The organism is Chelativorans sp. J32 (genome assembly GCF_000518985.1).
Lineage (GTDB): Bacteria > Pseudomonadota > Alphaproteobacteria > Rhizobiales > Rhizobiaceae > Chelativorans.
This window is the reverse complement of record NZ_JAEQ01000001.1, coordinates 305,475-329,893: the sequence shown is the minus strand read 5'-3', so window position 1 is coordinate 329,893 and position 24,419 is coordinate 305,475. Positions and strand designations below refer to the sequence as shown.

Below are 24,419 nucleotides of genomic sequence, written 5' to 3'. Positions count from 1 at the left end.
CCCCTCGCGGCACTTTTGCCCCTAATGATTGTCGCGCGGCGTTCCCTTCTCGGTGGCGATGCGCTGGTACCGGACCGCCGGCTTCAACACCATGCCCTCGGAAAGCTGATCCACCATTGACCGCTGGATTTCCTGCCAGGGCGTCTGGTGACCAGGATAGTGATAGCCGCCGTCGGCCTTCAGAGCCGTCCGGCGGCTCTCCAGTTCCTCGTCACTCACGAGCATGTTGGCGGTTCCGGTCTTCAGGTCGATCCGGATGCGGTCGCCTGTCCTGAGCAGAGCCAAGCCACCACCCACCGCCGCCTCGGGGGACGCATTCAGGATGGAAGGCGAGGCGGAGGTGCCAGACTGCCTGCCATCCCCGATGCAAGGCAGCGAATGAACGCCGCGCTTGATCAGGTAAGCTGGCGGGCGCATGTTCACCACCTCGGCCCCGCCGGGATAACCGACCGGGCCTGTGCCACGCATCACGAGGATGCAATATTCATCGATATCCAGTGCCGGATCATCGATACGGTGGTGATAATCTTCAGGGCCGTCGAAAACGACCGCCCTGCCCTCGAAAGCTTCCGGATCATTCGGGTTGGAGAGATAGCGCGTGCGGAATTCCTCCGAAATCACGCTGGTCTTCATGATGGCGCTGTCGAAAAGATTGCCCTTTAGATTGATAAAGCCGGCGCTCCTCTTGAGAGGTTCCGAGACAGGACGGATCACCTCTGCATCGATCGTCACCGCGCTCTCGCAATTCTCCCCGAGCGAACGCGCATTCACGGTTTTCGCCTCCGGATGCGGCAGGAGATTGGCTCTCATCAGCTCCGCCACCACGGCCGGCACGCCGCCCGCGCGGTGAAAATCCTCTCCAAGATACTCGCCCGCGGGCTGCAGGTTTACGAGCAACGGTATGTCATGCCCGATCTCCTGCCAGTCATCGTTGTCGAGCGCTACGCCCAGATGGCGGGCAATGGCGTTCAGATGGATCGGTGCATTGGTCGAGCCGCCGATAGCGGAATTCACGACGATGGCGTTCTCGAACGCCTCCCGCGTCATGATATCGGAAGGCTTCAGATCCTCGTGCACCATTTCGACGATGCGTCGCCCCGTCTCGTAGGCGATCTGGCCTCGCTCGCGGTAGGGTGCAGGAATGGCCGCACCACCGGGCAGCTGCATGCCAAGCGCTTCGGTGAGCGAGTTCATGGTGGAGGCTGTGCCCATCGTGTTGCAATAGCCCACGGACGGCGCCGAAGCCGCGGCGAGTTCCATGAACTGCTCGTAATTGATCTCGCCGGCAGCAAGTCTCTCACGCGCTTCCCAGACGATCGTGCCTGAGCCGACACGCCGCCCGCCATACCAGCCATTGAGCATGGGGCCGACCGACAGGGCGACTGCGGGGATATCAACGGTGGCAGCGGCCATCAGCAGGGCGGGCGTGGTCTTGTCACAGCCGATCGTAAGCACCACGCCGTCAATCGGGTAACCGTAGAGCACCTCGACAAGCGAAAGATAGCTCAAGTTCCTGTCCAGAGCGGCGGTGGGGCGCTTGCCGGTTTCCTGGATCGGGTGGCAGGGAAATTCGAGCGGGACGCCGCCCGCCGCCTCGATGCCGGCGCGCACGCGCTTGGCGAGTTCCAGGTGATGTCGATTGCAAGGCGAAAGGTCCGATCCGGTCTGCGCTATGCCGATCAGCGGCTTGCCCGACTGCAATTCCTGCCGTGTCAGGCCGTAATTCAGGTAGCGTTCCAGATAGAGCGCGGTCATCCCGGGATTGTCGGGATTGTCGAACCAATCTTGCGAGCGGAGCCGCTTCTTGCCTTCCGTCATGAACGAACCTTTTAGGGCCAGGACCTGTTAATCTGGTCGGGATGGTATGAGCGCATCTGTTCGGATACAAGGAGCGAGGGCGAAGGAAATCTCGACTTCGAGCCTTCGCGGCCTGGGCACCAGATCCTTCGGCTGCCGAAAACGGCTGTGATCCACCCCGTGGAGCTGCCAAGCCGATGAAACGACGCCGGCCAGCGCGCCTCTCCTTTATTTCATCACGGCCGAAGCGACAAGTGCAGAGAGTTCATTGATGGACAAGAAGCCTTCGCTGAGCTAGCCAAGAACGGACGATGGGAAAGGATAGGCCATGGCGATGATCATCGAAGGAGAGGAGAAAATCGCGGCACCGGTCGAGGCGGTTTGGCGCGCCTTGAACGATCCTGCGGTTTTGAAAGAATGCATCCCCGGCTGTGAATCGCTGGAGAAGAAGTCGGACACGCAATTTTCCGCCGTCGTTTCCCTAAAGATCGGCCCGATCAAGGCGCGGTTCAACGGGGAGGTCGAGCTCACCAATCTCAATCCGCCGCATTCCTATACGATCTCCGGCGAGGGAAAGGGCGGCGTGGCCGGCTTCGCAAAGGGCGGCGCCGACGTCGCACTCAAGGAAGACGGTCCGGAGACGACGATCCTGTCCTACCAGGCCAAGGCCGATGTCGGCGGCAAGATGGCGCAACTCGGAGGACGGCTGATCGAATCCACTTCGAAGAAGCTTGCCTCGCAGTTCTTCGCCGATTTTAACACCCGCGTGAGCGGCAACAACGACGCTGAGAGCGCCTGACCGGACAAGGTCGTCGCTACCGCCCCAAACAAGGAAATTACTGATGGAAGCCACCCGGCCGATCAAAATCGCGCCCTCTATCCTTGCATCCGATTTTTCTCGCCTGGCGGAGGAAGTGGCCACGGTTGCTGCGGCCGGTGCGGATTGGATTCACCTGGATGTGATGGACGGCCATTTCGTCCCGAACATCACGTTCGGGCCGTCCGTGGTGAAGGCAATCCGGGATCGTACGGACAAGGTGTTCGACTGCCACCTGATGATCGCGCCGGTCGACCCCTATCTCGCGGCCTTCGCGGAGGCGGGGTGCGATATCCTGACAGTGCACGCCGAGGCCGGGCCGCATCTGCATCGCTCGCTGCAGACGATCCGCAGGCTCGGCAAGAAGGCGGGCGTGTCGCTCAATCCCGCCACGCCGGAGAGCGCCATCGAATATGTGCTCGACGATATCGATCTGATCCTGATCATGACGGTCAATCCTGGTTTCGGCGGGCAGGCCTTCATTCCATCCGCTTTGGAGAAGATCCGGAAGGTCAAGGAGATGATCGGCAGCCGCCCCATCGATATCGAGGTGGACGGCGGCATCACGGCCGAAAATGCGGGCGCGGTGGTTGCCGCCGGGGCCAATGTGCTCGTCGCCGGCTCCTCCATCTTCAAGGGAAGCAGCGAGCAAACCTATCGCCGGAACATAGAGGCGATCAGGAAGGCAGCCGGCGCTTAACCTCAGGCTGGCTTCGGCCCGTACCGCACCGTTTCAAAGCGGCAGGCCAGCGCATCATAAAGAAGCAGGCGCCCCACCAATGGCTCGCCTATGCCGGTGATAAGCTTGATGGCCTCCATGGCCTCAAGCGTGCCCATGACGCCGGTCAGAGCACCGACAATGCCCGCTTCCGCGCAGCTGGGCACGAGCCCAGGGGGCGGCGCTTCCGGGAAAAGATCGCGATAGGAGGGCAGCAACCTGCCATCTGCGGCCTTCTCATATGGCTTCAGCACTGTGAGGGAGCCGTCGAAACGCCCCACTGCCGCCGTGATAAAAGGCACTTTCTTTTCCGCACAGGCGTCCGCCAGGGCATAGCGGGTCTCGAAATTGTCGGAGCCGTCGACCACGAGGTCGTAGCGGGCGACAAGCGCGCCGGCATTCGTGGAGTCGAGCCGCAGGAGGTGCATTTCCACCCGTGTATGGGGATTGAGACGTTCGATGGCAGCTTTGGCGCTCTCGGCCTTGGACACGCCCACGGCGTCGGTCGCGTGGATGATCTGCCGCTGCAGGTTCGACAGAGACACATGATCGTCGTCCACGATGCCGAGGGTCCCAACTCCGGCGGCGGCGAGATATTGCAGCACAGGAGCACCAAGCCCGCCAGCCCCCAAAACCAGAACCCGTGCACGCTTCAGTTTCTGCTGGCCCGCTCCGCCGATCTCCGGCAGCACGATATGGCGCGCGTAGCGCTCCAGCTCTTCATCGGAAAGGATCGCATCTGTCATGGGCCGAACCATACTTCGCAGGACGCGACTTGTCAGGGTGCCGGTTCGACGGCGCCACCCGAAACGGTAAGGAATAGCGCCTTGCCTTCCAGGCTTGAAAAAAGTGCCCGTTCGGTGCCCGTCATGAAAGCCTGGCAATTGAGGTCTTCGAGTATCTCGAAGAGGGCGGCCCGGCGATCTCCGTCGAAGTGCGCGGAAATCTCGTCCAAAAGCAGGATCGGCACCATTCCGGAAAGTTCCGAGGTCAAACGCGCATGCGCAAGCACAAGCCCGACGAGGAGAGCCTTTTGCTCGCCGGTCGAGCAGCTTTCCGCCGGCATGTCTTTCGGCGCATGGCGCACCAGCAGCTCACTGCGATGCGGACCTTCAAGGGCCCTTCCCGCAGCCCTGTCCCGCGGACGCTCCTGGCGCAAACGGGCGCGGAATTCCTCTTCGACATCGACTGCAGGCTTCCGCGCGATCGACTCGTCCACTGTGCCTTCAAGCGCCAGAACTGCTTTCGGGAAGGGGCTGTCGGCCGGCAGTCGGTCGATCATGGCCGCGAGAAGCCTCAACATCTCAGCGCGGGCGGCGGCAATCGCCACGCCCGTCTCAGCCATCTGGGTCTCGATCGCGTCGAACCATGCGTCGTCCCGTACATCATCCGCGAAGAGCCGATTGCGGGAACGCATGGCCTTTTCGTAATCGGCGGCACGACGGCCATGCGCGGGGTCGATTGCAAGCACCAGCCGGTCCAGAAAGCGCCGGCGGTCCGCCGACGGACCTGTAAAAAGCGAGTCCATGGCAGGCGTAAGCCAGATGACCCGTAGCCAATCGAGCATGGCTTCGGCGCTGCGCTGGGGCTCGCCATTGATGCGCACGCGTCGCACAGATTCCGGTCCCTCAGTTCCCGCGCCAGCCGTTCCGGTTCCGATCCGGCACGTACCAAAGGGCCCGTCGACTTCCGCATGCACCGCAAAGCCATCGCTGGAGCCGCGGCGCGTCACCTCCTCCAATTTGGCGCGCCGCAGGCCCCGGCCGGGCGAAAGGAACGAGACGGCTTCAAGCAGATTGGTCTTGCCAGCGCCGTTCTCGCCGGTAAGCACCACCGCACCCGGCCGCAGGCCAAGCGACAGCGAAGCATAATTGCGGAAATTGGAGAGCGTCAGCCTGGTGAGATGGACCTGCGCCGGACGCCCGCTTTCAGTTCCTGTCGTCGCCGTCGTCACACCCGCATCGGCATCAGGACATAGAGAATGCGCTCGTCGGATGTGTCCTGAATAAGGGTCGGCGAGCCGGCATCCGCCAGCAGGAACTTCGCTTCGCTGCCCGAAAGCTGCGCGGCAACATCCAGGAGATAGCGTGCGTTGAAGCCGATCTCGATCGGGTCGGCGCTATATCCCGCCGGAATTTCTTCGGTGGCACTGCCGGAATCCGGATTGTTGACGGTGAAAGTCACCTGCCCATCGGAGATGGAGAGCTTGACCGCCCTTCCCCGCTCGGAGGAGACCGTGGAGACGCGGTCGACGGCAGCAGAGAAGCTTTGCCGGTCGATCAGCAGTTCCTTGTCGTTGCCCGTGGGAATGACACGCTGATAGTCCGGGAAGGTGCCGTCGATCAGCTTCGACGTGAGCACCACGCTGCCGATGGTGAAGCGGATCTTCGTGTCCGAAAGCTCAACGGTAACCGCGACGTCCGGATCGTCCACGAGCTTTTGGAGTTCGCCGACGGTCTTGCGCGGAATGATGATCCCGGGCATTCCTTCCGAACCTGAGGGGGCCTCGATCTCCGCTCGCGCGAGGCGGTGCCCATCCGTCGCCACAGCCCGAAGCTTGAGGGCACCGGACGATTCCAGCGTGTGCAGAAAAATGCCGTTCAGGTAATAGCGCGTCTCCTCGGTGGAGATGGCGAACTGCGTCTTCTCGATAAGGCTGCGCAGCGCGGCAGAATCCATGCGGAAGGTGTGCGAGAACTGTCCCGCGGTAAGGGATGGGAAATCCGCCTTCGGGAGACATTGCAGGCGGAAGGTTGAGCGACCCGAGATGACAGACATGGTCTGGCCGTTCTCGTCCAGTTTCAACATCACTTCCGCGCCATCCGGCAGCTTGCGGACAATGTCATAAAGCAGATGCGCGGGCACCGTGGTGGCTCCGCCCTGCTCGATGGATGCGGGAGCGGCCTCCGTCACCTCAAGATCGAGGTCGGTCGCCTTCATCTCGAGATTGCCGCCATCGGCCGAGAGGAGCACGTTTGACAGGATCGGAATGGTGTTACGCCGTTCCACCACGCGATGAACATGGCCGAGCGACTTCAGAAGATTGGAACGTTCCAGAACTACGCGCATAATCTCTGTTTCTCGCCTGGTGAGGAGCGGCGTCGGCGAATGCCTTTCGCGGTCTGCCTCGACATGATGGAGTTGCGCCAAACTGACAGGAAAACAGAAAGAAAGGCAAGCCCGCGGAAGGGGCTAAGCCAATTTCCGCGGGCTTCCTGGGGATAACGCTTCTACGAGCGTTTCAATGACGGCACTCCCGCCTAGGCCTGCTCACTGATCAGCCTCTTGAGAAGCTCGATCTCCTGCGCGAGCTGCTTGTCGTCCCCCGACATGCCTTCAATCTTGCGCACCGCGTGCAGCACGGTTGTGTGGTCGCGGCCACCGAAGCGGCGTCCGATCTCCGGCAGCGAGCGCGGGGTCAAGACCTTCGCCAGATACATAGCGACCTGCCGTGGCTTGACGATGGAACGCGTGCGCCGGTTGGAAAGCAGCTCCGTCTTGGAGACGTTATAATGGCGCGCAACGATGCGCTGGATGTCTTCGATCCGCACGCGCCGCGGCTCGCCCGAGCGTTGAATAGGACCAAGGATCTCGTCAATGCGCTCCAGCGTGATCTGCGGCTCGAAAGAGTGGCGGAAAACCAGTTGGTTGAAAGCACCCTCGAGTTCCCGCCCGCTGCCTGTCACCACCTGCGCCACATGCTCCAACACATCCTGCGGGATGTTGAGGGAAGGATCTTCCACCCGCGCCGCGGCGAGCCGCTGCCTGAGCATGGCGAGCCTGAGGTCATAGTCCGGCGAAAGGATTTCCAGCGAGACGCCGCCATTGAGACGCGACTTCACGCGAGGCTCAAGCGATTCCAGCTCCGATACCGGCCGGTCGGCAGCCACCACCACCTGCCGTGCGCTGTCGAGCAGCATGTTGAGCAGATGGCAGAACTCGTTCTGGATCGACTTGCCCTGCAGGAACTGCATGTCATCGATGATGAGGAGGTCGATATCGCGAAGCTGCTCCTTAAGCGTCAGCGCGTTGTTATCGCGGATCGCAGTGGCGAAACGCCACATGAAATATTCGGCGGTGAGATAGACCACGCGCGACTGCGGACGTTGCTTGAGCGATGCCGCAGCCACGGCCTGCAGCAGGTGGGTTTTGCCAAGCCCCACCGAGGCGTGAATGAAAAGCGGGTTGAACCGGACGGCACCCGCGGAAGATTCCGCCACCGTGCGGGCCGCCGCATAGGCAACGCGGTTGGATGTTCCTTCAATGAAAGATTCGAAGGTGAAGCGGCTGTCGAGCGGAGAGCCGAACATGCTCGGCCGCATCCCCTGGTCCGTCTTCGCCGAAGGCAGAGGGGTGACCCGAGCGCCGGCGGCAGTGCCGGCCGCAAGCATCTGTTGGGACTGGCTTGCCCCCTTACGCGCCGGAACGGGCTTAACATCCGTCCTGGCCGGCGAATTGCGGGTAGCGGTGCGGACCACGATCTCCACCTTCAGTGTGGATGGATCTTCGGCCTTCCAGAGGGTGGTGATCAGGTCGAGATAATGGCCATTGATCCAGGCCCGAAGAAAAGCCGTCGGGACCGAAATGCGGACGACGCCCTTGGAGGCCTCGGCCAATTTCATGCGTCCGAACCAGCTGGAATAGACCTCCGTACCAAGCCGGGCCTTCAACTGCGCCCGTACACGTTCGAAAACTGCCACAGCCTCTCCGGAGCTCCCCGCGTCCTCATCGTGAGCCGCCGAGCCATGAAAAGAGAACCCTCCCCCAACTTCCCTCTCAACGCCGCTTTGCATCCTCGTTTCCCTGTTAAAAAATGCTTCTGTTTTAATTCAACGGGCGGTCTTCTTATGTTGCCGCGCCGCCCGCAAAGCTTCCCTGATCGGCACTGATGCCTCTTCTTACCTCCAACGCTGGTAACTGAACTTGCTGAACCTCACCCCCGCCCGCAGACCGACACAGCCATGGATCGGTCCGGTTTTGACCGGATCATAACCCCTCATCGTACAAATCCGGCACCCCATCTCCGAGGACAGCCGACCTCGTGCGCGAATTGCTCCGCGCCCGCAGTAGCTGCGTCTTTTTCTGGTTTTCTGGGCGGCCGAGCCTGCCCTCGTGACGGCTGGGACATTAGCGAAACTACTGCTTACAGAGCAAGTGCGAGACTGAGGCTTTTTTGCCGCTCCTAGGCCATTGGACAGGCCATGGCCCTGCTTGGCCGCGAGCGCAAAACCCTTAACCTGTTTTGATTCCAACCGCTTTTGCCAACAGGTTTTCCGGGCCGTCCGGCCAGAAAAAAAAGTGAAAAAATCTGCTTGACATTCGCTTGCCTCATTACCCCGCCACGCGATACTTTTTTGCTGTGGATAAACTTCTGTAAGCGATTGATTATGCTATAGAAACTTTTCTGCTCGCTGATTGCGAACAGGCGTCCGTATGACACTTTTCCTAAGGCTGGAAGAAAAACGCCGGCAAACGAAAACAGATCGCCTCCGCGCCTTTTGAAAGGCGCAAAGCCAACCCATTGCACGGCAAAAGGAAAACCCGGCACAAGCCGGGTGAAGGATCCCGGGCGGGATCCTTAGGCGTTAAGGGTCTTAACGCGACGAGCGAGTCGCGAAACCTTACGCGCAACAGTGTTCTTATGAAGAACGCCCTTGGTGGCGGCCCGCATCAGCTCCGGCTGCGCGGCCTTCAGGGCAGCTTCCGCTGCCGTCTTGTCGCCAGAGGCGATCGCCTCTTCGACCTTGCGGACAAAGCTGCGGACACGCGAACGGCGGGTCTTGTTGATCGCCGTACGACGGGCGATCTTGCGCACCGCCTTGTTGGCCGAAGTGGTGTTGGCCATAATTCCTCTCTCGTTCTAATCCTGACCGCCGGCCCGTCCCGATAAGGCAGAGCCTCGGCGCAAAACAAAAGGGCAGCCCCAAGGGCTACCTCAGTCGAGGCGGCTTATAGTCGAGGCATCCCGATGCGTCAACGGTTACGGAATTGCGGAGAGCGCTTTTCCGTAAAGGCGGCCATGCCTTCCTTCTGGTCGTCGAGCGCAAACATGGAATGAAAGGCGCGCCGCTCGAACCGCAGGCCTTCCGAAAGCGTGGTTTCATAAGCCCGGTTCACCGCCTCCTTGGTCATCATGACGGCGGGCATGGAGAATTCGGCGATCTTGCCGGCCACCTGCAGCACCTCGTCGATCAGTTCTCCCACGGGCACAATTCGAGAGACGAGCCCGCAGCGTTCTGCCTCGGCGGCATCCATCATGCGGCCCGTCAGACACATTTCCATGGCCTTGGCTTTGCCAACGAAGCGAGCGAGGCGCTGGGAACCTCCCATGCCGGGCATGATGCCCAGCGTGATCTCCGGCTGGCCGAATTTTGCATTGTCCGCAGCGATGATGAAGTCGCACATCATGGCAAGCTCGCATCCCCCGCCCAGGGCATAGCCGGCCACGGCGGCGATCACCGGCTTGCGGACGCGCGTCAGCCGCTCCCAGCCCGAAAAAAGGTCTCCCATATACGCATCGATGAAAGTCTGCGGCTGCATCTCCTTGATATCGGCTCCCGCGGCAAAAGCCCGCTCCGATCCGGTGACCACGATGGCACCGATCCGGGGATTGGCGTCGAAGGCCTCCGCTGCCGCGACCAACTCCTCCATCACCTTGGAATTGAGCGCATTGAGCGCCTTTGGGCGGTTGAGCGTGATCAGCCCTACACGTCCACGCGTCTCCACCAATATCGTTTCATAGGCCATCGGTTTCTCCCCTGCTGAAACACCGTCGGCAGCTAGCGCTGGCAGACGGGACAATAAAATGTAGAGCGCCCGCCCTGGACGATCCGGTGGACCGTGCCTGAACAGCCTTCTTTGCGGCAAGGCTCGCCCTCACGATCATAAACGCTGAAGCTGTGCTGGAAATAGCCGAGCGAGCCGTCCGCCCGGACGTAATCCTTCAGCGACGAGCCCCCTGCCGCGATCGCGTCCGCAATCACCGCGCGCACCGCTTGGGCCAACCGATTGCTGCGTTCGGTCGGTTTGCCATGTCCGGTCACGATCGTCGAGGCGATGCGGCGGGGGGAAAGGCCCGCGCGCCAGAGGGCTTCACAGACATAGATGTTGCCTAGCCCTGCCACGACGCGCTGGTCCATGAGCGCCGATTTCAGAGGCGTGCGCTTCCCCGCGAAAAGCCGCGCGAGAAGTGCGCCGTCAAGCGCGTTACCCGTCGGCTCCACGCCGAGGCCTGCGAGCAGCGGGTGTTCCTCCAGGTCTGTCGCTTCGGCGAGAAGCATAAAGCCGAAACGCCGGGGATCATTGTAGATGACGCGTGCTTCGCCCCCGCCGTCCCGTCTCAGGTGGAACACCACGTGGTCATGCTTCTCGGATTTCGAACGCGCATGGTGGAAGTCGCCCGGAGCCACCGCTGCCCCGCCCTCCTCGACGCGGAACGAGCCGGACATGCCGAGATGACTGATGAGCACCGCACCGTCTTCCAGGTGGACAAGAAGATACTTCGCCCGCCTCCCGAGGGCCGTGATCGCGCGGCCTTTCACCCGCTCGGAAAATCCGGCCGGAAAAGGAAAGCGCAAATCCGGGCGCCGCTGTTCTACCTTGACGATGCGCGCGCCCTCCATCACCGGCTCCAACCCTCGCCGGACGGTTTCGACTTCTGGCAACTCAGGCATGTTGTGACGTCAGGAAAGAAACGCCGTGCCGGCCTGCAGGAAGGCCAAGATGGGAGGCAACGGTCTCGCCGATATCCGCATACGTGCTCCTCAGCCCGATCGAGCCGGCGCGGCTGCCCGGCAGCATGCCCAGGATCGGGACTCGTTCCCGCGTATGGTCCGTGCCCTTCCAGGTGGGATCGCAGCCGTGATCGGCGGTGAGGATCAGGAGATCGCCCCGCTTCAATCTGGCAAAAACTTCGGGCAAGTGGCGGTCGAAGGCCTCCAGAGCCGCGGCATAGCCCGCGACATCGCGACGGTGGCCAAAGAGCGTATCGAAATCGACGAAATTGGCGAAGACCAGATCGCCATCCTCGGCATCATCCATTGCGCCCAGTGCTGCCTCGACCAGAGCCATGTTGCCGGCCCCCTTCCGCACCACCGAGACGCCCTGATGAGCGAAGATATCCCCGATCTTGCCTATTCCGATGACGCGGCCGCCTGCGGCCTCCACCCGATCGAGCAAAGTCGGCTCCGGTGGGGGAACGGCATAGTCACGCCGGTTCGCGGTACGCTCGAAGGTCTCGGCACTTTCTCCGACAAACGGTCGCGCAATAACCCGCCCGATCTTGTAATCGTCCACCAGCCGGCGCGTGGTTTCGCAGAGGGCATAAAGCCGCTCCAGGCCGAAATGCCGCTCATGGGCCGCGATCTGGAAGACCGAGTCCGCCGAGGTGTAGCAGATCGGCTTGCCCGTCCGTACATGCTCCTCTCCCAATCGCGCGATTATTTCCGTTCCGGAGGCATGACAATCGCCGAGAATGCCGGGCAGCTCGGCTTCCTCTATCAATCTGGCCGTCAACTCCGCCGGGAAAGCCGGCACGGTTTCGGGAAAATAGCCCCATTCGAAGGGCACGGGGACACCGGCGATCTCCCAGTGCCCGGAGGGCGTATCCTTTCCAGTGGAGCGCTCCTCGGCGGCGCCGAAAAACACCCCGGTTCCGAAATCCCGATCGGGTTCACACCCGGCAGCCACGGCTGCCGCAGCCCTCAGGCCGAGAGAGTACATGTTCGGGAGGTGGAGCGGCCCCTGCCTCAAACCGGCTCGATCCGCTCTTCCTTCGGCGCAAGCCGCCGCGATATGTCCGAACGTATCTGCGCCCTCGTCGCCGAAAGAGGCTGCGTCTGGCGCGTGGCCGATACCGAAAGAATCGAGGACGAAAAGAAAGGCGCGCGCCATCAGCTCAAAAATCCGTGTCGTGCCAGAAATAGGGGCACGCAACCCGCTTGGCAATCGCACCTACAGCATCGGCCGGAAATCGACCCTGCCTTTGGACGCGGGCTGCAATCGCTTCAGCAGTTCCCACACGGGATAGAGGGTGTCTGGCGCGGGCGGAGATAATAACGCTTGCTCATGGAAATGCTGTCGAACGCTGCCTCGAGCCCCAGAGCTTCCTTGGCCGACGCCCGCCAGAGAATAACCGGACGATAATCCAGGTTCGCCTCCGCACGGATCAGAAAAGCGCCGCGCACGAGAAGGCTCTCCGGCACTTCCGTTATATCGCCGGGTCTTTCGGCATAAACCAGAGCATCATCCAAAAGCGCGCGCGACCAGACCACTTTGGGTCGGGGATTGGGCTCGTCCGTGATCTGGATCGAGGTGACCGTTATGACCGGCTCGCTGCGGCGATAAGGCACGAGCGCAGCCTTGCCGATCGTCATGAGCGAGCGGAGTTCGTCTTTGGTCAGTTCGCGCTGCTGCGTCACCAGATCGGCCACCTGGCTCGCCAGCCGCCCAACCCTTCTGTTGGCGTCGATCGCCTGCGAGAATTCCAGCGTCAGAAAATAGAGGGCCAGCAGCAACGGCACGATGAGGGCAAACTCCAGCGCTGCCGCCCCTCGCTTGTCCCTTAGGAAAGAAGTAAGGCACCTTACCGCCTCGCATCCTGCCCGCCGAAATTGCATGTTCATGGCCCGCCGCCCCTCAGCCCGCTACTGCGCCGCAGACGCAGACGGCTCGTTCTGCCAGGTGTGCGTGGCGAAAAGCAGCATCTTGCCATCCGGAAGATTGGCCATGCGGTCATGCATGAAATTCGTGAGCACGGGCCAGAAATAGTAGACGCGCAGCACATTCTTTTCGCCCGCGTCACCGGGATCGAAGAGATAGGTGTTTGGCAGGAGAGGCCCTTCGAAGACTTCTGCGGCGTCCTCGAAGGTCCCGAAATGCTGCAGATCGATCTGCAGACCGGGGCAGTCGGCCGGGAAGAGCATGCTCATACGCTCGCACATGAGGTCCCGGACGATCTGCTCGTTCGCAGTGCCGACTTGCAGCTGGCCGGTACGAAATTTGCGTCCGACATCGTCGGCGGCGTTGGTCAGCATTTCTTGGGCCACAAAGGCCACACAGCTTTCCAGGATCGCGAAGACCAGAAGGAAGAACGGCAAGGCGAGGAGGGCGAATTCCACCGCGGCTGCGCCCTTCTTTTCATGCCAGAAGCGGCGGAGAAGGTCCCTCACCCCGATACCGCCGGCTCGCCGGAAATCTGCCCCAAGACCACCCATTCTCAGCCCCTTGTCGTGAAGGGACTATCGCACGGGGCCCGTTGCCGCCCCGTTTTGCTGATCGTTAAATTTTGAAGTGTCTGAGCAAGGTCTGGGTAAGCCGGACCGTTATCGGTTGATCATTTCGGCTTCCGACAGGCGCTCGGCCTCGCTCTTATATGCGCTTTCACAAAATGGCGTGCATGAGAGGGTCTGCACTTCCGAGCGGCGATAGACGCGGACGGAGTCGACTGCCTGCCGAGAGACGATCACCTGCTCATCCACGATGGGATGACCTTCCGCATCAAGAGCGACGATATTGGTCACGCCGAAGCCTTTGCCGGTGAGCACGATCGTCCTCGCATCCTGCACCACCGCATCCGCAATATTGGGGTTGCCGATCACAACCGTGTCGGCAGGACGCGCGATCTTGATGATCTTCGCCTGGTTCATCACGACGCTGATGCCCTCCGCGTGTGCGTCCGCAATGGGCCCAGCGATAGCCGCCGCGAAGACTGCAACAATCAGCGCACTTCTGCAGAAAGGCTTCACGCATCCGCTCCCAGGATTCTCACCGAATTATGAACGGCATTGGTGAACCAGCAGTTAATACGTGTCGCTTCAGATCAGTTTCGAAAAGTGGGGCAGCAATATGCAATTTTATCTATGGCCTTATGGATTTCATAACCTTCTTATTTGGATCACCAAGTAAATCTTTTGGTAACATTGTTTCTTAAGGGGCCCGAAAGTGCCGCAGCGTAAGTCTCTCGCCATCCGATCGACACGAGAGAAAGTCGGCGGGGTGCTGAAAATCGGAGCTGAAGGAGATCTCTTATGTCACAGCTTTTTGCGCGCTTTCTGAAGGATGAATCTGGCGCGACGGCCGTCGAATACGGCCTGATCGTGGCCCTCATCGCGGCAGGCATCATCACCGTGGTCGGCACGCTGGGCGACCAGATCACCGGCGCGTTCACCACGGTCTCTGAGGGACTTAACGGCGAAGGTATCACGGGCGAATAATTGAGCCGTCAATACTTTCTTCCGGAGGCCGTCCGCACAACAACGGGCGGCCTTTGTCGTTTCGGCATCATTGAAGCTGTTCAGCCGAGGCGGCGCATCTTCATCGGCGGTTAACGCCGCGAGCCTATTCTTTACTCATCTTCGCGCGAGTATTGTCATGCTTGAAGCAGCGATCTTCGTCATCTTTCCTTTCTGCATGGCCTTCGCCGCCGTTTCCGACATGATTTCGTTGACGATCGCCAATCGTGTCTCGGTCCTGCTCGTCCTTTCCTTCGCGGCACTCGCGCTTTTCATCGGCATGCCCTGGCCCGAGATCGGCATGCATTTTGTGGCTGGAGGACTCGTGCTCCTCGCCACCTTCCTGATTTTCGCGATCGGGGGCATGGGCGGCGGGGATGCAAAATTGATGGCCTCGAGCGCCCTGTGGTTCGGCCTGGATGTCGGCCTCGCTAATTACCTGATGACCACAGCACTCCTTGGAGGAGCTCTCACGGTCGCGCTGCTCTTCTTCAGGCGCTCGGGATTTTCGCCGCTGGTGGCCAACCACGTCCTGCTGCGGCATTTCGCGGAAGAAAAGGCGGGCATTCCCTACGGGGTTGCCCTCGGTCTTGGAGGCCTGATCTGCTTCCCGCAAACGCCGTTCATGCAATGGGCGATGGAGCGCCTCGCCGCCGGATAGGGCGGACCGCATCGCCCCTGAAAAAGAGAGCCGCGGCCTCCATGGCCGCGGCTCTTTCCTATCTGATCAGCACTCGCCTCTGCGAATGATACGGTAATCCGCCGATTCCGCCTCGCACGAATTGCCGAAGGTGCGCATCCGTCCGTTCCTCACTCCGCAGACGGGCGCATATTCCCGTGTGCAGAAGCGAGGACCGTCATCCACCGGCGGGCGCCCGCCCCCGCATTGGCCGGGATGAACTGGCCGGAACCCCTCGGCCTCGGCCGTGCACGGGTTGGGGAATGTGCGCTCGCGGCCGTTACGCACGGCGCAGACCGGCCGGTACTCGCGCGTGCAGGCCTGCTGGGGCCTCTCCGGTGGGCGCGAGGGGCGGCATTCACCCGGATGCAGCGGACGAAAACCCTCGGACTGGGCGATGCAGGCATTTGGGAATGTTTGCTCCCGCCCGCCGCGGGTGGCGCAGACCGGCTGGTATTGCTGCGTGCAGATACGCGGCTCGCTCGGCGGCAGAGGACGCGGGCGACCCGGCTCCTCATCTACGACGACGGTGCAGCTCCACAGCAAGAGGCCGGCACAGGCGAGAGCCGTCAGCCGGACGAGATTCTTGAAGAAAGTCACGAAAAGCCCTCCTATCGCGATGCGGCTGAACCCGCGTCCCCAGCCGGCCGCCGCGAATCCTCCTTACCTGATTTCGCGGATGAGGTCTCCATCAGGAAAGCAGGTCGGAGCGCGGCCGGCCTTCTCCTGCCACCGGCCGATCGATCGGCGTGTCTTGAAACCCGCAAGCCCATCGGCGCCGCCGACATCGTAGCCCTGTCCCTCCAGAACACGCTGCATGGCCGCGATATCGGAGCGGCGCATAGTGTCGACCTTGCGCCAGGGCTGCATGAAGCCGCCGCTACCATAGATGATGCGATCACCTGCGTGACCGACGAAGAGGGCATAGAGATCGCTCTCGTTGTAATCCTTGAGACGATAGAAGTTCGGCGTGACGATAAATGCCGGCCCGTGGCGCCCGGCGGGCATCATCAGATAGCCTTCCTCGCGCAATTCATGGCTCGGGAATGGCTTGCCATTCGCGCGGGTTATGCTCAGTTCCGCCCAATCGGCGATGCGCCGGCCCTGATCCGGGCCTTCGAGCGCACAGGAGACCTCGTTGGGAAGAACCACCTCGAAACCCCAATCGCGCCCCTGGACCCAGCCGTGGCTGGCCAGATAATTGGCGATCGAGGCGAGCGCATCCGGGACGGAATTCCAGATATCCGCCCGACCGTCCCCATCGAAATCCACCGCATATTTCAGGTAGGAGGTGGGCATGAATTGCGGCTGTCCCAGCGCACCGGCCCACGAGGAACGCAGCATCTGCGGGCCTATGCGGCGCTTGTCCACCATCTCCAAGGCCGCAAGCACTTCCTGGCGGAACATGTCCTTCCGGGTGGCAAGGAAAGCCTTCGTGCCCAGCACCTCGAAGGCGTTATACGGGATCTTGGCGCTGCCAAAGCCCGACTCGCGCCCCCAGATGGCGAGGAGCACGCCGGGCGGAACCCCGAAGCGCTTTTCTATGGCCGCGAGCGTAGAAGCATGAGCCTTTGCCCTGCTCCGCCCTCCCGAGACGATACTGTCGACATGGGCGAAATAGGCGGATGGAGCACGGAACTCCGCCTGATGCTGCTCGGTCGAGCGTGGCGCCTTCTCCCCGGGAAGAACGAGGTCCGGCAGCTTGAGATTGGGCTGCACGCCCGAAAAGGCGGCCCGAAAGCTAGCCTCGGAGATACCGCGCGCACGCGCCTCCGGCCAAAGGTCGCGCGCCAGCCAGTCCTGGAACAATGCGTTCACATCAGCCCGTGCAGGAAGCCCCGCAAGGCAGAGCGCCGCCAGCGCAACTGCAAGCGTGACGATCCCGTTTGCTGCCCGCTGCATCTGCCCCTCCGCCTAGAACGTCGTGCGTGACTTCAGCGCCGCCGAAAGCGTGCCTTCGTCGAGATAATCAAGCTCGCCCCCTACCGGCACGCCATGGGCGAGCCTTGTAACCTTTACATCGAGCCCGGCAAGCTGGTCCGTGATGTAATGGGCCGTCGCCTGCCCCTCGACCGTGGCATTCACGGCCAGGATGATTTCCGAAATACCGCCTTCGGCGACCCGCCCCACCAGGCCTTTGATGTTCAGGTCGTCCGGGCCGATGCCATCGAGCGGCGAAAGCGTCCCGCCAAGCACGTGGTAGCGGGCATTGATGGCCGCGGCTCGCTCCAGCGCCCAGAGGTCGGACACATCCTCGACGACGATCAGAATAGCCGTTTCGCGGCGTGGATCGGTGCAGATGGTGCAAGGATCGGACGTATCCACATTGCCGCAGACCGAACAGACGCGTACCTTTTCGAGAGCCTCCGCCATCGCCGCCGTGAGCGGAGAGAAAAGCTGCTCTTTCTTCTTGATGAGGTGAAGGGCGGCGCGCCTGGCCGAGCGCGGCCCCAGCCCCGGCACCTTGGCCAGAAGCTGTATCAGGCGTTCGATCTCAGGACCGGCGATGCGTTTGGACATAAGCGATCATGATTCCCGGATGGGAGAAAAATAGCATTCTTCGGCGGTGAAAGCAGGGCTGGCCCGGCCGTTCCGGCCTCATAAGCCGCTCGGGCCGTGGCGGCAATCCTTAAAGGAGCCGCCAGGCGAAGAAGAAAAGGAGAAGGGCGATGACCCAGAGAGCCAGATGCCCGAGGCGCTCGGATCTCGACCGCACTTTGCCCATCGCCCGCGTCGTCTCGGGTTCGAGCCGAAACCCGTTATCGAGAAGCGCTTCCATATCCCGGCTGACCCGATCAAGGCGCATCGCCAGTTCGGGCGCTTGTCGAGCCAACATTATGAGCGCATGCGCTCCCTCGCGTGCGTCCTGAAGAAGCCCTTGTGGACCCAGATTCTTCTTGATCCATTCGGAAACGACCGGCTCCGCTGCCCGCCACATGTTGAAGTGCGGATCGAGCGTGCGGGACACCCCTTCGACGACAACCATGGTCTTCTGCAGGAGCAGAAGCTCCGGCCTGGTCTGCATGTCGAACAATTCGGTTACTTCGAACAGCAGGGTGAGCAGGCGCGCCATGGAGATCGTTTCGGCGGGTTGGCCGTGGATCGGCTCGCCGATAGCCCTCAGTGCCTGGGCGAAGGCTGCCACGTCGTGGTGGCCGGGCACGTAACCTGCCTCGAAATGAACCTCCGCCACCCGCCGGAAGTCTCGCGTGATGAAGCCATAAAGGATTTCGGCGAGGAACCGCCTCTCTTTCCTGCCGATACGGCCGACTATGCCGAAATCGACGGCGACGATCGTGCCATCGGCTTCCACGAATAGGTTGCCGGGATGCATATCGGCATGGAAGAAGCCATCCCGCAGCGTGTGCCGCAGGAAGGACTGGATCAGGGTCGTGGCGAGACGCTCGAGATCGTGGCCCGCAGCGCGCAGCGCCTCGGTATCCGACATCTTGATGCCATCGATCCATTCCAGCGTCAGCACGTCGCGACCGGTACGCTGCCAATCCACCCATGGCACCCGGAAGCCCGGGTCCTCCTTGGTGTTCTCCTGGATCTCGCAGATCGCGGCTGCCTCCAGACGCAGGTCCATCTCGATCTTGGTGGTTTGCGCCAGCGTCTGCGTCACCTCCACCGGTCTCAGGCGCCGCGAATAAGGGATGAAACGCTCCTGCAGACGGGCGAAGAGGAAGAAGGATTCCAGGTCATTATAGAAACGGCGCCGCACGCCCGGCCGGATCACCTTGACCGCGACCTTCCGGATCTCTCCTTCATGCACGACCTTCGCCGGATGGACCTGAGCGATCGATGCCGCAGCCACCGGAGGCCCGAAATCGCGGTAAAGCGAATCGACCGGAACTCCGAGAGACGCCTCGATCGCCGCCCGTGCCTGCTCCTGCGGGAAGGTATCCATCCGGTCCTGCAGCGCCGCAAGATCGAACGCAAGATCGTGGCCGACAACGTCCGGACGCGTCGCCAGGAACTGGCCAAGTTTCACGTAAGAGGGGCCGAGCCGGTCCACCGCGATCGCCAGGCGCTCTGTCCTGCCACGACCGCTGGAATGGCGGCGCGACACGATCCGCGCCACGCGCCAGCCGAAACGCGGCATGCCCTCGAACTGATCGCCCGGGAAGGCCGCGACGACGCCTTCCCGCAGCAAAATCCAACCCGCACGGCAAAGCCGGAGATATGCGCCGAGCGTGCTCATCGGCGATCAGATTTTCCAGCCGGAATGGAGAGCAGCGATCCCGCCGGAATAGTTCCGCCAAGTGACGCGGGAGAAGCCCGCTCGCCGGATCATGGCCGCGAAATTCTCCTGATTGGGGAATTTCCGGATCGATTCCACCAGATACCGATAAGGTTCTCCATCACCAGCCACGGCTTGGCCAATTCGCGGAATTGCGTTGAAGGACCACGTCTCGTAGACCTTGTCGAGAACGGGCATCTCCACCTCCGAGAACTCCAGGCAGAGGAAGCGTCCGCCCGGCCGCAGTACGCGATGGGCTTCAGACAGGGCCCTGTCTATGCGCGGCACATTTCGGATGCCGAAGGCGATCGTATAGGCATCGAAGGATCCGGCCGAAAAGGGCAGTTCCTCGGCATTGGCCTCGACAAAGCTCAGATTGCCGGCAAGCCCGCGCTTCTCGGCGCGATCACGACCCACTCCCAGCATAGAGCCATTGATATCAAGCACAGTGACCTCGGCCTGGCCGCCGGAAGCTTCGACGATGCGAAAGGCGATATCACCGGTTCCTCCCGCCACGTCGAGCGCCTTGAAGCCTGGCCGCTTGGAAGGAGAAAGCCAGGAGACCATCCCGTCCTTCCAGAGCCGATGCAGGCCGGCGGACATGAGATCGTTCATCAGGTCGTAGCGTTCCGCGACACGATGGAACACATTGTTTACGAGGCCCTGTTTCTCGCCTTCATCGACTTTCCGAAAGCCGAAGGCGGTCTCCATCCCTCCTGAAGCCGTGGTGCGCTGTCCCGACATGTCTTCTCGCTCTTGGATTCGGCGCGACCATAACCGAATGCCGGCTGCAGCGCTATTCCCATCAGAGCGGCCTACAGCATCGGCCCGAAAACCGGAATCGGTTTTCGGAAAGCACGATGCGTCGATTCAACAACTTACACGTCCATTGTGCGTCCGAATGGACTCACGGCGCTGTAGGGCCGCATTCCTGCTGAGAGTTTCGCGCATGCTCCGGACCATATCCGCCGAGGCTCGCGTCGCTAAGGATGTGACCTGAGAGTCTCAGCCGCCCGGTCCACGTATCATAGCTGCAGAAGGAGGACCGATATACGCCGTCGATCTTGGATTTGCCTTGAATGATCGCCAGCTCCCAACGCAAGCCCCGTACCGGCATATAGGTGACTCGCACGGTCGATGGCAGGAATTCCCGTGAGGCTACGGAGATACAATCCTCCATGGCCTGGGGGTCCGGGTTTTGCAAGGGAAAGGCCTGGAAGGCAGAAACGGCCACCCAAATAAAGGCCGCAAGAAGAGTACCGACAATAAGAAATTTCACAAAAAAACTCCGTCCAAAAAAATCGGACGGAGTCTCTCATCATGATGGCCGATCTATGGAGCGGGACTCACGCTGTCGGCTGCTTGGTCTTGCGCAAATACGGAAGAATGGTCTCGAAGGCGCCGAAACGCTTGATGGCATCCTCGTTCGACACCGCGGCTGTGATGATCACATCGTCGCCCTGCTTCCAGTTGGCGGGCGTCGCCACCTGGTGCTTGGCGGTAAGCTGGATCGAATCGATCGCGCGCAGGATTTCATCGAAATTACGCCCGGTGGTCATCGGGTAAGTGAGGACCAGCTTGATCTTCTTGTCGGGACCGATGACGTAAACGGAACGTACGGTGGCATTGTCGGCAGGGGTGCGGCCCTCAGCCGAATCTCCCGCGTCCGCCGGCAGCATGTCATAAAGCTTCGCCACCTTCAGGTCCTTGTCGCCAATCAGCGGATAATCGACGCGGAAACCGGTCGCCTTCTCGATGTCTGCCTTCCAGCGGTCATGATCCTCGACGGGATCGACAGAGATGCCGATGATCTTGACGTTGCGTTTCCTGAACTCATCCTCGATACCCGCCATGGCACCGAGCTCGGTCGTGCAAACGGGCGTGAAGTTTTTGGGGTGGCTGAAGAGGACGGCCCAGCCATCGCCGATCCATTCATGGAAATGGATCGTGCCATGTGTCGTCTCGGCGGTGAAATCCGGTGCGGTGTCATTGATGCGAAGGCCCATGGCACATTCTCCTGCTCAGAACTTTCCCTTAAGATAGGTTCCCGGCGCCCAACTATTGAGCATCGAAATATGCGCCAAAAGCCGGCCGAGAGAAAATCATCCCATCAAATTAGAAACAGCGGGAACATTTTTCCTCAAAATAGCTGAGCCACCTACCCTTCCAGCGTAGCGCTCCCAGAGCGGCCGTCACTCGTCCTCGCTTTGGGTCGCGCGGAATGGATGGCTTTTATAGACACCAAGGATGCGCACTTCATGCGAAAAGAAGCCCAGCTCCTCCAGCGCCAATGCCAGATTGCGGTCGTCCGGATGCCCCTCGACATCCGCATAGAATAGGCTGGAGAAGAACTTTCCGCCGAGCTGGTAGCTCTCGAGCTTGGTCATGTTCACGCCATTGGTGGCGAAGCCGCCGAGTGCCTTGTAGAGGGAGGCCGGAACGTTGCGCACGCGAAAAATGAAAGTGGTGATCATGCGCTGGTCCGGCGAGCGGCGCTGCGCCCACGCCTTCTCTTTGGAAAGGACGACGAACCGCGTGACGTTGTTGTCTGTATCCTCGACATTCTCAGCGACGATATCGAGGCCATAGAGCTCCGCCGCAAGCCGCGGTGCGAGCGCCGCATTCGTGGGCACCTTTTCCTCGGCCACCATTCGCGCAGCCCCAGCGGTGTCCCCGGCAACCATCGGCTTCCAGCCGTGCTTGCGAATGATCTTGCGGCATTGCCCGAGTGCGTGGATGTGGCTGTAGACGGCTTTGATCTGCGAGATATCCACTCCCGGCAGCACCATCAGCTGGAACTGGATGGGCAGGAAATATTCGCCGACGATGTGCAGCTCGGACTGGGGCAGAAGATAATGAATATCGGCTACCCGGCCGGCGATCGTGTTCTCGATCGGGATCATCGCCAAATCCGCCTTCCCTGCCTCCACCGCATTGAAGGCGTCTTCGAATGTCGGGCAGGGCAGCGGCTCCATGTCGGGAAACATGTTGCGGCACGCGGTGTCGGAATTGGCTCCTGGCTCTCCCTGGAAGGAGATCTTGTTGGTTTTTCGTGCAATCATCACTTGTTTTCGGTTTTTGCGGACAGAATCTGGCGAGCCCGTTCAAGATCGGCAGGCGTATCGACCCCGAGCGGCACTGAACGGACAATCTCGACGTCGATGTGCATGCCCGCTTCCAGGGCACGCAACTGCTCGAGCCGCTCGCGTGTTTCCAGCGCCCCCGGCGGGAGCGCAACGAATCGCTCCAGCGCGGCGCGCCGGTAGGCGTAGATACCGATGTGATGGAAGAGTGGGCCTTCGCCCCACGGCGCCGTCGCTCGGGTAAAATAGAGCGCGCGTAGCCGGGTCGATTGGCGGGCTCCTGCGAGGGGCACGCCCACGATCTTCACCACGTTCGGATTTGTCTTCTCCTCCTCATCCTCGATCTCGACGCCGAGCGTGGCTATCTCGGTATCCGGATTGTCCAAGGGGCGCGTGACGGCCCGAATATCCTCCGGCGGGATGGTCGGCAGATCCCCTTGCAGATTGATCACGATCTCGGCCTTGCCCTCGGGATCTATCCCCTGCAACGCCTCGAAGATGCGGTCAGATCCCGATTGATGGTCGGCGCGCGTCATCACGGCCTCCACGCCCTCGGCTCTCGCCGCTGCGGCGACTTCCTCGGTGTCGGTCGCCACGACCACGCGCCCTACCCCGCTTTCAAGCGCCCTCGCCGCAACCTGGGCAATCATGGGCTTTCCGGCGATATCGGCCAATGGCTTGCCGGGCAGGCGGGTCGAGGCCATTCGGGCGGGAATAAGGATTATGGTGGTCATGGAGAATTGTCGCGGCAGGTTTTAGAAAGTGGCAAAAGGTCTCAGTTACGAACAGCCTTATATGTGTTGCTTTGGTCGAGCAAAAGACCTAGTTTCCGCGCGATTTTTGGCAGAAGCCGAATGCGGGACGCGGGGCGCCGGCGGTAGATGGTGCACGACCCCGCAGAGGATACGGAGAAGGGAGCCTCAGGGCGCATGGATTCTTTCGAGCTTAACAAATTCATCGGCGCATTCCTCGGCGTTGTTTTCATCGTCTTCTCCATCAGTCTTATTTCGGACGTGGTCTTTTCCTCTCCGGAACCGGAGACGCCCGGCTACGCGATTGCTGTGCCCGAAAGCGCCCCCGAGGGTGGTGGTGAGGCCCAGCCAGCGGCCGAATCGGTATTGCCGCTTCTGGCTTCGGCGGACGCATCTGCCGGCGAGTCGGTCTTCAAGCGCTGCGCTTCCTGTCACACCGTCGAGAATGGCGGCCCGAACAAGGTCGGCCCCAATCTGTGGGACATCGTGGATCGCCCGATCGCCACGCATGAAGGCTTCAGCTACTCGGGTGCGCTGAAGGAATACTCGGAAGGCGGCCAGAAGCACTGGACATATGAGGAGCTCGACCACTTCCTGGCCAACCCCAAGGGCCTCGTTCCCGGCACGGCCATGTCCTTTGCAGGCCTCAAGAGCGTGCAGGACCGCGCCAACCTGATCGCTTATCTGCGCACGCTGTCCGATCAGCCGGCCGCGCTGCCGGAAGCCGCGCCTGCCGGTGGCGAGGGCGCTGCTGCCCCTGCAGAAGGCGGCGAACAGGCTGCTCCCGCCGAGGGCGGCGCACAGGCTCCGGCCGAAGGTGGCGCACAGGCTCCGGCCGAGGGTGCAGCCCCGGCGGCTCCCGCCGAAGGTGGTGCCGCACCTGCAGAAGGCGCGCCTGCCGAGGGGGCGCAGACACCGGCACCTCAGCCGGAAGGGAGCACCGCTCCTTCCGCTCCGGCGGGTGGAGCTGCCGGCGGTGCTGGCCAGGCCCAGCCCGCTCCTGCCCAATAGGCAGCGACGGATATTTTATAAAAGAGCCGGCATCCGCCGGCTTTTTTATTTTTGCCGGCCTTCCCGATTGCCATCAGCCGCAGATGAA

General features: G+C 61.5%; 25 protein-coding genes. 5 read left to right on the top strand and 20 right to left on the bottom strand.

What is annotated here, in order from left to right; translation table 11 throughout:
* Positions 1 to 21 precede the first annotated feature (21 nt).
* On the bottom strand, positions 22 to 1,818 hold the full coding sequence (locus CHEJ32_RS0101665; protein WP_028032282.1) for an IlvD/Edd family dehydratase: 1,797 nt from the start codon (positions 1,816 to 1,818) through the stop codon (positions 22 to 24).
* Positions 1,819 to 2,125: 307 nt separating this feature from the next.
* Here CHEJ32_RS0101665 and CHEJ32_RS0101660 point away from each other — a divergent pair, with 307 nt between their 5' ends.
* Both CHEJ32_RS0101660 and rpe read left to right on the top strand, forming a co-directional pair.
* Positions 2,126 to 2,596: a carbon monoxide dehydrogenase subunit G gene (locus CHEJ32_RS0101660; RefSeq protein ID WP_028032281.1), complete on the top strand. Its 471-nt coding sequence runs from the start codon at positions 2,126 to 2,128 to the stop codon at positions 2,594 to 2,596.
* 43 nt (positions 2,597 to 2,639) lie between these two features.
* Positions 2,640 to 3,314 (top strand): ribulose-phosphate 3-epimerase, encoded by a 675-nt coding sequence (gene rpe / locus CHEJ32_RS0101655; RefSeq protein WP_028032280.1) that lies wholly within the window; start codon positions 2,640 to 2,642, stop codon positions 3,312 to 3,314.
* A gap of 2 nt (positions 3,315 to 3,316) precedes the next feature.
* On the opposite strand, the gene CHEJ32_RS0101650 is transcribed toward rpe, so the two are convergent.
* From CHEJ32_RS0101650 to CHEJ32_RS0101600, 11 genes are all read right to left on the bottom strand, one after another.
* A complete protein-coding gene (locus CHEJ32_RS0101650) occupies positions 3,317 to 4,078 on the bottom strand; it encodes a molybdopterin-synthase adenylyltransferase MoeB (RefSeq protein ID WP_034657694.1) in 762 nt (253 codons plus the stop codon).
* A gap of 32 nt (positions 4,079 to 4,110) precedes the next feature.
* The gene (gene recF, locus CHEJ32_RS0101645) at positions 4,111 to 5,286 is read right to left on the bottom strand and encodes a DNA replication/repair protein RecF (RefSeq protein WP_051469320.1); all 1,176 of its coding nucleotides are present in this window, start codon (positions 5,284 to 5,286) and stop codon (positions 4,111 to 4,113) included.
* Positions 5,283 to 6,401: a DNA polymerase III subunit beta gene (gene dnaN / locus CHEJ32_RS0101640; protein WP_028032277.1), complete on the bottom strand. Its 1,119-nt coding sequence runs from the start codon at positions 6,399 to 6,401 to the stop codon at positions 5,283 to 5,285. The genes recF and dnaN overlap by 4 nt, the downstream gene beginning before the upstream one ends.
* A gap of 191 nt (positions 6,402 to 6,592) precedes the next feature.
* A complete protein-coding gene (dnaA, locus tag CHEJ32_RS0101635) occupies positions 6,593 to 8,125 on the bottom strand; it encodes a chromosomal replication initiator protein DnaA (RefSeq protein ID WP_028032276.1) in 1,533 nt (510 codons plus the stop codon).
* Between the two features lie 785 nt (positions 8,126 to 8,910).
* On the bottom strand, positions 8,911 to 9,177 hold the full coding sequence (gene rpsT / locus CHEJ32_RS0101630; RefSeq protein WP_028032275.1) for a 30S ribosomal protein S20: 267 nt from the start codon (positions 9,175 to 9,177) through the stop codon (positions 8,911 to 8,913).
* Between the two features lie 128 nt (positions 9,178 to 9,305).
* Entirely contained in the window at positions 9,306 to 10,079 is a 774-nt protein-coding gene (locus CHEJ32_RS0101625; protein ID WP_028032274.1) for an enoyl-CoA hydratase, read from the bottom strand.
* 32 nt (positions 10,080 to 10,111) lie between these two features.
* Complete coding sequence (gene mutM, locus CHEJ32_RS0101620; RefSeq protein ID WP_028032273.1) at positions 10,112 to 11,005, bottom strand: bifunctional DNA-formamidopyrimidine glycosylase/DNA-(apurinic or apyrimidinic site) lyase; 894 nt, start codon at positions 11,003 to 11,005, stop codon at positions 10,112 to 10,114.
* On the bottom strand, positions 10,998 to 12,224 hold the full coding sequence (locus tag CHEJ32_RS0101615; RefSeq protein ID WP_028032272.1) for a phosphopentomutase: 1,227 nt from the start codon (positions 12,222 to 12,224) through the stop codon (positions 10,998 to 11,000). Before CHEJ32_RS0101615 ends, mutM begins: the two co-directional genes overlap by 8 nt.
* A 113-nt stretch (positions 12,225 to 12,337) precedes the next feature.
* Positions 12,338 to 12,955: a TadE/TadG family type IV pilus assembly protein gene (locus CHEJ32_RS0101610; RefSeq protein ID WP_028032271.1), complete on the bottom strand. Its 618-nt coding sequence runs from the start codon at positions 12,953 to 12,955 to the stop codon at positions 12,338 to 12,340.
* A gap of 21 nt (positions 12,956 to 12,976) precedes the next feature.
* On the bottom strand, positions 12,977 to 13,546 hold the full coding sequence (locus CHEJ32_RS0101605; RefSeq protein ID WP_028032270.1) for a TadE/TadG family type IV pilus assembly protein: 570 nt from the start codon (positions 13,544 to 13,546) through the stop codon (positions 12,977 to 12,979).
* A gap of 108 nt (positions 13,547 to 13,654) precedes the next feature.
* Complete coding sequence (locus CHEJ32_RS0101600) at positions 13,655 to 14,053, bottom strand: pilus assembly protein N-terminal domain-containing protein (RefSeq protein ID WP_371179758.1); 399 nt, start codon at positions 14,051 to 14,053, stop codon at positions 13,655 to 13,657.
* Positions 14,054 to 14,359: 306 nt separating this feature from the next.
* On the opposite strand from CHEJ32_RS0101600, the gene CHEJ32_RS0101595 reads away from it, so the two are divergent.
* Both CHEJ32_RS0101595 and CHEJ32_RS0101590 read left to right on the top strand, forming a co-directional pair.
* Positions 14,360 to 14,545 carry a Flp family type IVb pilin gene (locus CHEJ32_RS0101595; RefSeq protein ID WP_028032268.1) on the top strand — a complete coding sequence of 62 codons (186 nt, stop codon included), beginning with the start codon at positions 14,360 to 14,362 and terminating at the stop codon, positions 14,543 to 14,545.
* A gap of 157 nt (positions 14,546 to 14,702) precedes the next feature.
* On the top strand, positions 14,703 to 15,224 hold the full coding sequence (locus CHEJ32_RS0101590) for a prepilin peptidase (RefSeq protein ID WP_028032267.1): 522 nt from the start codon (positions 14,703 to 14,705) through the stop codon (positions 15,222 to 15,224).
* 66 nt (positions 15,225 to 15,290) lie between these two features.
* On the opposite strand, the gene CHEJ32_RS0101585 is transcribed toward CHEJ32_RS0101590, so the two are convergent.
* The 8 genes from CHEJ32_RS0101585 to CHEJ32_RS0101545 form a co-directional block, all read right to left on the bottom strand.
* Positions 15,291 to 15,842, bottom strand: a complete 552-nt coding sequence (locus tag CHEJ32_RS0101585; RefSeq protein WP_034657693.1) for a Kazal-type serine protease inhibitor domain-containing protein — start codon at positions 15,840 to 15,842, stop codon at positions 15,291 to 15,293.
* A gap of 63 nt (positions 15,843 to 15,905) precedes the next feature.
* A complete protein-coding gene (locus CHEJ32_RS0101580) occupies positions 15,906 to 17,144 on the bottom strand; it encodes a lytic murein transglycosylase (protein ID WP_028032265.1) in 1,239 nt (412 codons plus the stop codon).
* A 12-nt stretch (positions 17,145 to 17,156) separates the two neighbouring features.
* Positions 17,157 to 17,762 (bottom strand): recombination mediator RecR, encoded by a 606-nt coding sequence (gene recR, locus CHEJ32_RS0101575; RefSeq protein ID WP_028032264.1) that lies wholly within the window; start codon positions 17,760 to 17,762, stop codon positions 17,157 to 17,159.
* A 109-nt stretch (positions 17,763 to 17,871) separates the two neighbouring features.
* A complete protein-coding gene (gene ubiB / locus CHEJ32_RS0101570) occupies positions 17,872 to 19,446 on the bottom strand; it encodes a 2-polyprenylphenol 6-hydroxylase (RefSeq protein WP_028032263.1) in 1,575 nt (524 codons plus the stop codon).
* A gap of 6 nt (positions 19,447 to 19,452) precedes the next feature.
* The gene (ubiE, locus tag CHEJ32_RS0101565; RefSeq protein WP_028032262.1) at positions 19,453 to 20,229 is read right to left on the bottom strand and encodes a bifunctional demethylmenaquinone methyltransferase/2-methoxy-6-polyprenyl-1,4-benzoquinol methylase UbiE; all 777 of its coding nucleotides are present in this window, start codon (positions 20,227 to 20,229) and stop codon (positions 19,453 to 19,455) included.
* Positions 20,230 to 20,831: 602 nt separating this feature from the next.
* Complete coding sequence (locus CHEJ32_RS0101555; protein ID WP_028032260.1) at positions 20,832 to 21,491, bottom strand: peroxiredoxin; 660 nt, start codon at positions 21,489 to 21,491, stop codon at positions 20,832 to 20,834.
* A gap of 186 nt (positions 21,492 to 21,677) precedes the next feature.
* Positions 21,678 to 22,547, bottom strand: a complete 870-nt coding sequence (locus CHEJ32_RS23660; RefSeq protein WP_051469318.1) for a prephenate dehydratase — start codon at positions 22,545 to 22,547, stop codon at positions 21,678 to 21,680.
* A complete protein-coding gene (locus tag CHEJ32_RS0101545) occupies positions 22,547 to 23,302 on the bottom strand; it encodes a 3-deoxy-manno-octulosonate cytidylyltransferase (RefSeq protein ID WP_028032259.1) in 756 nt (251 codons plus the stop codon). The genes CHEJ32_RS23660 and CHEJ32_RS0101545 overlap by 1 nt, the downstream gene beginning before the upstream one ends.
* A gap of 195 nt (positions 23,303 to 23,497) precedes the next feature.
* Between CHEJ32_RS0101545 and CHEJ32_RS23655 the strand changes: the two genes are divergently transcribed.
* Positions 23,498 to 24,331, top strand: coding sequence for a cytochrome c family protein (locus tag CHEJ32_RS23655; RefSeq protein WP_051469388.1), 834 nt, complete (start codon positions 23,498 to 23,500; stop codon positions 24,329 to 24,331).
* Positions 24,332 to 24,419: the final 88 nt, after the last annotated feature.

Excerpts from the sequence above, each read along its gene's own strand:
- rpe (WP_028032280.1), top strand. The coding sequence starts at position 2,640 with ATGGAAGCCACCCGGCCGATCAAAATCGCGCCCTCTATCCTTGCATCC.
- CHEJ32_RS23655 (WP_051469388.1), top strand. The coding sequence starts at position 23,498 with ATGGATTCTTTCGAGCTTAACAAATTCATCGGCGCATTCCTCGGCGTT.
- CHEJ32_RS0101625 (WP_028032274.1), bottom strand. The coding sequence starts at position 10,079 with ATGGCCTATGAAACGATATTGGTGGAGACGCGTGGACGTGTAGGGCTG.
- ubiE (WP_028032262.1), bottom strand. The coding sequence starts at position 20,229 with ATGTCGGGACAGCGCACCACGGCTTCAGGAGGGATGGAGACCGCCTTC.
- recR (WP_028032264.1), bottom strand. The coding sequence starts at position 17,762 with ATGTCCAAACGCATCGCCGGTCCTGAGATCGAACGCCTGATACAGCTT.
- CHEJ32_RS0101605 (WP_028032270.1), bottom strand. The coding sequence starts at position 13,546 with ATGGGTGGTCTTGGGGCAGATTTCCGGCGAGCCGGCGGTATCGGGGTG.
- CHEJ32_RS0101595 (WP_028032268.1), top strand. The coding sequence starts at position 14,360 with ATGTCACAGCTTTTTGCGCGCTTTCTGAAGGATGAATCTGGCGCGACG.
- CHEJ32_RS0101615 (WP_028032272.1), bottom strand. The coding sequence starts at position 12,224 with ATGGCGCGCGCCTTTCTTTTCGTCCTCGATTCTTTCGGTATCGGCCAC.
- dnaN (WP_028032277.1), bottom strand. The coding sequence starts at position 6,401 with ATGCGCGTAGTTCTGGAACGTTCCAATCTTCTGAAGTCGCTCGGCCAT.
- CHEJ32_RS0101610 (WP_028032271.1), bottom strand. The coding sequence starts at position 12,955 with ATGAACATGCAATTTCGGCGGGCAGGATGCGAGGCGGTAAGGTGCCTT.
- ubiB (WP_028032263.1), bottom strand. The coding sequence starts at position 19,446 with ATGAGCACGCTCGGCGCATATCTCCGGCTTTGCCGTGCGGGTTGGATT.
- CHEJ32_RS0101665 (WP_028032282.1), bottom strand. The coding sequence starts at position 1,818 with ATGACGGAAGGCAAGAAGCGGCTCCGCTCGCAAGATTGGTTCGACAAT.
- mutM (WP_028032273.1), bottom strand. The coding sequence starts at position 11,005 with ATGCCTGAGTTGCCAGAAGTCGAAACCGTCCGGCGAGGGTTGGAGCCG.
- CHEJ32_RS0101660 (WP_028032281.1), top strand. The coding sequence starts at position 2,126 with ATGGCGATGATCATCGAAGGAGAGGAGAAAATCGCGGCACCGGTCGAG.
- CHEJ32_RS0101545 (WP_028032259.1), bottom strand. The coding sequence starts at position 23,302 with ATGACCACCATAATCCTTATTCCCGCCCGAATGGCCTCGACCCGCCTG.
- CHEJ32_RS0101555 (WP_028032260.1), bottom strand. The coding sequence starts at position 21,491 with ATGGGCCTTCGCATCAATGACACCGCACCGGATTTCACCGCCGAGACG.
- CHEJ32_RS0101650 (WP_034657694.1), bottom strand. The coding sequence starts at position 4,078 with ATGACAGATGCGATCCTTTCCGATGAAGAGCTGGAGCGCTACGCGCGC.
- CHEJ32_RS0101580 (WP_028032265.1), bottom strand. The coding sequence starts at position 17,144 with ATGCAGCGGGCAGCAAACGGGATCGTCACGCTTGCAGTTGCGCTGGCG.
- CHEJ32_RS23660 (WP_051469318.1), bottom strand. The coding sequence starts at position 22,547 with ATGATTGCACGAAAAACCAACAAGATCTCCTTCCAGGGAGAGCCAGGA.
- CHEJ32_RS0101590 (WP_028032267.1), top strand. The coding sequence starts at position 14,703 with ATGCTTGAAGCAGCGATCTTCGTCATCTTTCCTTTCTGCATGGCCTTC.
- dnaA (WP_028032276.1), bottom strand. The coding sequence starts at position 8,125 with ATGCAAAGCGGCGTTGAGAGGGAAGTTGGGGGAGGGTTCTCTTTTCAT.
- rpsT (WP_028032275.1), bottom strand. The coding sequence starts at position 9,177 with ATGGCCAACACCACTTCGGCCAACAAGGCGGTGCGCAAGATCGCCCGT.